The organism is Kineococcus siccus (assembly GCF_009906795.1).
Lineage (GTDB): Bacteria > Actinomycetota > Actinomycetes > Actinomycetales > Kineococcaceae > Kineococcus > Kineococcus siccus.
Genome location: NZ_JAAALN010000268.1, coordinates 1 through 4,974 on the forward strand (window position 1 = coordinate 1; position 4,974 = coordinate 4,974).

Sequence of the window (4,974 nt, forward strand, 5' to 3'; positions counted from 1 at the left end):
CCCGCCGGGCGTGCCCCACGGGTCACCCTGCGGCGGCCCGAAGGCGCCGTAGCCCTGGCCGCCCGGCTGGCCACCGCCCGCCTGGCCGTACCCGGACTGACCCTGCCCGTACCCCTGCGGTCCGTACCCCTGCTGTCCGTACCCCTGCTGGCCGTTCTGCCCGTACCCCTGCTGCCCGTCCTGTCCGTACCCCTGCTGGCCGTGCTGCTGCCCGTACCGGTCCGCCTGGTTCGAGAGCGCGGTGCTCGCGCGCCGGCCCGGCCCGTCGGCGTGACCGTCCACCGGGCTGTTGCGGTCGTCGTGGCCGTTCATCCTGCTCACCTCTGGGTCGTCGGCTCCGGCGGTGCCGGGGCGCTGTCCTTGTCCCTTCCAGGGTGAGCCAACCGGCTGGAGGCGCCCTCGGCACTTCCTGGGGCCTTCCTGTGCATCCTGCTCAGGAGCGTGCGGCGCTTCGGTCGTCGGTGCGGGTCCCGTCCGCGGCCGCGGCCGCCTCGTCGTCGGGGTCGGCCGGGGCGTCGACCGCCCGGAAGCGCACCCGGAACGTCGCACCCCCGCCCGGTGTCGGCACCACGGCGACCGTGCCGCCGTGGCGGGCCACGATGGTGGCCACGATCGCCAGGCCGAGACCCGAACCCCCACCCGTCCCGCGCTGGCGCGAGGCGTCGACCCGGTAGAACCGCTCGAACACCCTCGCGGCCTCGTCGGGGGGGAGCCCCGGCCCGTGGTCGCGCACCTCGACCAGGGACTCGGGGCCCGACGGCCCCGCGACGCGGCCCACGGCGACCTCGACGGGCATGCCGGGCGGGGTGTGGTGCACCGCGTTGGCCAGGAGGTTGGTGAGGACCTGCCGCATGCCCGCGTCGTCGGCCAGCACGAGGGCCGAGCGGGGACCCGAGGAGGCGTCCACCCCGGCGAGGCGGACGGTGCGGTCCCCGGCGATCCCGCGCGCGTCGTGCACGGCGTCGGAGGCGATCACGGCCAGGTCGACCAGTTCCGGGGCGTCCGCGCGACGGCGCTGCGCCTCGTCGAGGCGCGCGAGCGCCAGCAGGTCCTCGACCAGCCGCCCGAGCCGGGTCGACTCGCCCTCGATGCGGCCCATCACGTGGGCGACGTCCTCGGGTTCGCGCACCGCGCCCTGCCGGTACAGCTCGGCGAAGCCCCGGATCGCGGCGAGCGGGGTGCGCAGTTCGTGGCTCGCGTCCGCGACGAACCGGCGCATCTGCTCCTCGGAGTGCTGCTGCGCCCGGAACGCCTGCTCGATCTGCGCGAGCATCGTGTTCAGGGCGGTGCTGAGCCGCCCGATCTCGGTGCCGGGCGGTCCCTCGTCCACGCGCTGCGACAGGTCGCCCGACGCGATCGCCGACGCCGTGTGCTCGATGTCCACGAGCGGCCGGAACGAGCGGCGGATCGCGAGGGCCGCGAGGAACGTGCCGACCAGCAGGACGCCGCCGCCGACCAGCAGGGCGACGGTCCGGTAGTCGTCGACGGTCTTGGTGGCCCCCGACAGCGGCAGGGCCACCGCGATGTTGAGCCGCGAGTCGGTGATGGTGAAGAACACCACGCGCCAGGGGTCCCCGCCGTCGGCGTCCGGGGCGGTGAACGGCCGGCCTCCGTGGCGCGCGACCTCGGCCGTGGTCATGGCCGGCAGGTCGGGCGCCTCCAGGCAGGAGCCGCCGGCGTCCTTGGTGCAGACCTCCCGGTACCCGGCGCCCCCGGTGTCGGCGAAGCGGATGTAGTAGTTCGTCAGCAGGGGGTTCTGCGCCGACGACTGCGACAGCTGCGGCAGCGCGGCGACGACGGCCGTCTGGCCCTTCGTCTGCAGCTCCTCGTCGACCTGCGACTGCAGGTTCACGCGCAGCAGGTGCAGCGAGGCCAGCCCCGTGACGGTCATGGCCGCGACGAGCAGCAGCACCACGATGACGATCAGCCGCACCCGCAGGGGCAGCCGCGACTCGGCGGCGACGGCGCGGCGGCGCCAGTCGCCCAGCCGGGCGGTGGTGGAGCTCATCCCACGGGCTGGGGGACCCGCAGCACGTACCCGACGCCGCGCTTGGTGTGGATCAGCGGCTCGACGTCCTCGGTGTCGAGCTTGCGGCGCAGGTAGGAGATGTAGGACTCCACGATCCCCGCCTCGCCGTTGAAGTCGTAGTCCCAGACGTGGTCGAGGATCTGCGCCTTGGACAGGACCCGGTTGGGGTTCAGCATCAGGTAGCGCAGCAGCTTGAACTCGGTGGGGGACAGCTCCACGACGCGCCCGCCCCGCCGCACCTCGTGGGAGTCCTCCTCCAGCTCGAGGTCGTGGAAGACGAGCCGGCCGGTGTCCGCGCCGCCTCCGCCGGTCCGGCGCAGCACCGCGCGGATGCGGGCCACGACCTCCTCGAGGCTGAACGGCTTGGTGACGTAGTCGTCCCCGCCGACGGTCAGCCCGGCGACCTTGTCGACCGTGTCGTCGCGGGCCGTGAGGAACAGCACGGGGACGGGGCGGCCGCGCTCGCGCAGCTTCCGCGTCACGGTGAACCCGTCGAGGTCGGGCAGCATGACGTCGAGGACGACGAGGTCGGGCCGCACCTCCTCGGCGAGCTTCAGGGCGTCGGCCCCGTTGGCGGCCGACGTCACCTCGAATCCGGCGAAGCGCAGGCTCGTGGCCAGCAGTTCGCGGATGCTCGGCTCGTCGTCGACGACGAGCAGCCGGGCCTCCGGCGGGGACGCAGCAGATCTCACGCTCCAAGTGTGCGCCCCGATGCTGGGAGCGCGCTGGGTCCTGGCCCGGTTCCGGCCGTGCGGCGGTCCGGTCCCCGCCGTGCGGCAGACTCGGGCGTCGTGATGCGCTCCGTGACCGCCACCCGCTACGTGGCGCCCCTGCGAGAGGGCGGCAGCCTGCCCGGCCTGTGCGAGGCGGACGACCTGGGGACCTACGTCGTGAAGTTCCACGGCGCGGGGCAGGGCCGGCGGGTCCTCGTCGCGGAGGTGCTCGCCGCGTCGCTGGCGGGCGCGCTCGGACTCGCCGTCCCCGAACTGGTCCGGGCGCAGGTCGACCCCGTCATCGGCAAGGGCGAACCGGACGAGGAGGTGCAGGACCTGCTGCTGCGCAGCCCGGGCGAGAACCTCGGCATGGACTTCCTCCCCGGTGCGCTGTCCTACGACCCGCTGGTGGACCCCGTCGACGCCGAGTGGGCCGCGCGGGTCCTGTGGTTCGACGCCTTCTGCCTGAACGTGGACCGCTCGTGGCGCAACCCCAACGCGCTGTGGTGGGGCGGGCGGCCGTGGCTGATCGACCACGGTGCGGCGCTGTACTTCCACCACGACTGGCCGCGGGCGGCGGCGAGCACGGCGCGGCCCCTGCGCCACGCCGGGGACCACCTGCTGATCGGGGCCGCCGCGGACGTGGCCGGGGTCGACGCCGCGTGCGCCGCGGTGCTGACCCCGGAGGTGTTCCGCGCCGCCGTCGAGGAGGTGCCCGAGGGGTGGCTCGCCGCGGAACCCGGGTTCGACTCCGTCGAGGAGCTGCGCGCGGCGTACGTCGCGTGGTTCGCGGCCCGGGTCGGCGGCGGCCGCCCCTGGGTCGCCGACCTGCGCGCCGTGCAGGCCGCCGCGGTGGGGGAGGCGCGTCGTGGCTGAGCCCGTCCCGTACGACGTCTACGAGTACGCCGTGCTGCGCGTCGTCCCGCGCGTGGAGCGTGCGGAGTTCCTCAACGTGGGCGTGCTGCTGTGGTGTCGTTCGCGCGAGCACCTCGCGGCGCGGACGGAGCTGGACGGCCCCCGGCTGCTGTCGCTGGACCCGGCCGCCGACGTGGACGCCGTCGCGCGCCACGTCGCTGCGCTGCAACGCGTCTGCGCGGGTCCGCTCCCCGCCTCCCCCGCGCAGCACCGTCCTGCAGACCTCCCCGGTGCACCGCGGGGTCACGCGCGACCCCGACGCCGAGCTGGAGCACCTGTTCGCCCGGCTGGTGCGGCGCGGGTGAGCCGCACCCTGCGCACGGCCGCGTTCGCGCTGGCCTGTCTCGTCAGCGTCGTCGTCCTCTTCGCGCCGAGCGCGGGTTCGGCCGGGGCCGTCCCGCACCTGGACAAGCTCGTGCACGCCGCGGTCTTCGGGCTGCTCGTCGTCACGGGCGTGCTGCGCCTCGGGCGCCCCCGCGCGGTGCTGCTCGCGGCCGTCGGCTACGCCGTGCTCAGCGAGGTGGTGCAGCACGTCGCGCTGCCCGGCCGGTCGGGGGACCCCACGGACGTCGTCGCCGACGTCGCCGGGGCCCTGCTGGGCCTCCTGCTGCTCCGCCGGCTCCGCCGTCGTCAGGCGTGACGCAGGGCGAGGGTGCGGCCGGGGTCTCGCGCCGCGGTCAGCGCCCGTCGGCGGCGGGGAGCCCGCTGGCCCGCAGGTCGTCGACGGCCGCGGTCAGCACCGCGGCGAGCTGGGCGGGTCCGTCCTCGGGGGAGTTGAGGCTGACGCCGACGACGAGGTCGCCGACCCGGGCGGCGCCGAGGACCTGGGTCAGGCCCTCGGGCCGGTAGCGGGCGGCCCAGGTCTCGTCGGCGCCGGCGACGGTGAGGGCGAACGGGTCGACCGCGTCGGGGAACCGGCAGACCCCGGAGTCCTGCACGAGGGCCTGGAAGGCCACGGGTCCACCACCCGTCTGCCGTCCGGTCACGACGAGGTCGACCGTGAACTGGTCCGGCCAGCGCTGTCGCTCGTCCACCCACGTGAACTGCCGCCCGGCGACCATCGGCGGGTCGAACGGCCGGGAGCTGCACGCCTGCCCCATGACCGTCGGACTCCGCGGGTACTGGCCGGCGTCGCTGAGGAGCGTGAGCCCGGGGGGCAGGGCGGCGGCCGCCCGCGTCATGTCGGGGACGTCGTAGGCGACCGGCACGTCCGGGTTGGCCAGCCGCGAGGTCGGCGCGGGCGGTGCGGGCGTGGTTCCGGCGGAGGGCGTGAGCACGGGTGTGGGCTCGACCGCGGGCGTGGGCTCGGCGGTGGGC

4 protein-coding genes and 3 pseudogenes are annotated in these 4,974 nt (G+C 75.5%); 3 read left to right on the forward strand and 4 right to left on the reverse strand.

Annotated features, from left to right (window positions below):
* The 3 genes and pseudogenes from GTR02_RS19745 to GTR02_RS19755 form a co-directional block, all read right to left on the reverse strand.
* Positions 1–312: pseudogene (locus GTR02_RS19745) on the reverse strand (hypothetical protein); the annotation flags it as partial.
* Between the two features lie 121 nt (positions 313–433).
* Complete coding sequence (locus GTR02_RS19750) at positions 434–2,008, reverse strand: sensor histidine kinase (RefSeq protein WP_166609192.1); 1,575 nt, start codon at positions 2,006–2,008, stop codon at positions 434–436.
* Entirely contained in the window at positions 2,005–2,721 is a 717-nt protein-coding gene (locus GTR02_RS19755) for a response regulator (protein ID WP_166609193.1), read from the reverse strand. Before GTR02_RS19755 ends, GTR02_RS19750 begins: the two co-directional genes overlap by 4 nt.
* A 102-nt stretch (positions 2,722–2,823) precedes the next feature.
* Here GTR02_RS19755 and GTR02_RS19760 point away from each other — a divergent pair, with 102 nt between their 5' ends.
* From GTR02_RS19760 to GTR02_RS24995, 3 genes and pseudogenes are all read left to right on the forward strand, one after another.
* On the forward strand, positions 2,824–3,618 hold the full coding sequence (locus tag GTR02_RS19760) for a HipA family kinase (protein WP_166609195.1): 795 nt from the start codon (positions 2,824–2,826) through the stop codon (positions 3,616–3,618).
* A gap of 82 nt (positions 3,619–3,700) precedes the next feature.
* Positions 3,701–3,962, forward strand: a pseudogene (locus GTR02_RS24990) (DUF3037 domain-containing protein).
* Complete coding sequence (locus GTR02_RS24995; protein WP_205709664.1) at positions 3,959–4,297, forward strand: VanZ family protein; 339 nt, start codon at positions 3,959–3,961, stop codon at positions 4,295–4,297. The pseudogene GTR02_RS24990 and the gene GTR02_RS24995 overlap by 4 nt, the downstream one beginning before the upstream one ends.
* Before the next feature lie 37 nt (positions 4,298–4,334).
* Here GTR02_RS24995 and GTR02_RS19775 read toward each other — a convergent pair.
* Positions 4,335–4,974 (reverse strand): annotated as a pseudogene (locus GTR02_RS19775) (hypothetical protein); the annotation flags it as partial.

Excerpts from the sequence above, each read along its gene's own strand:
- GTR02_RS19750 (WP_166609192.1), bottom strand. The coding sequence starts at position 2,008 with ATGAGCTCCACCACCGCCCGGCTGGGCGACTGGCGCCGCCGCGCCGTC.
- GTR02_RS19760 (WP_166609195.1), top strand. The coding sequence starts at position 2,824 with ATGCGCTCCGTGACCGCCACCCGCTACGTGGCGCCCCTGCGAGAGGGC.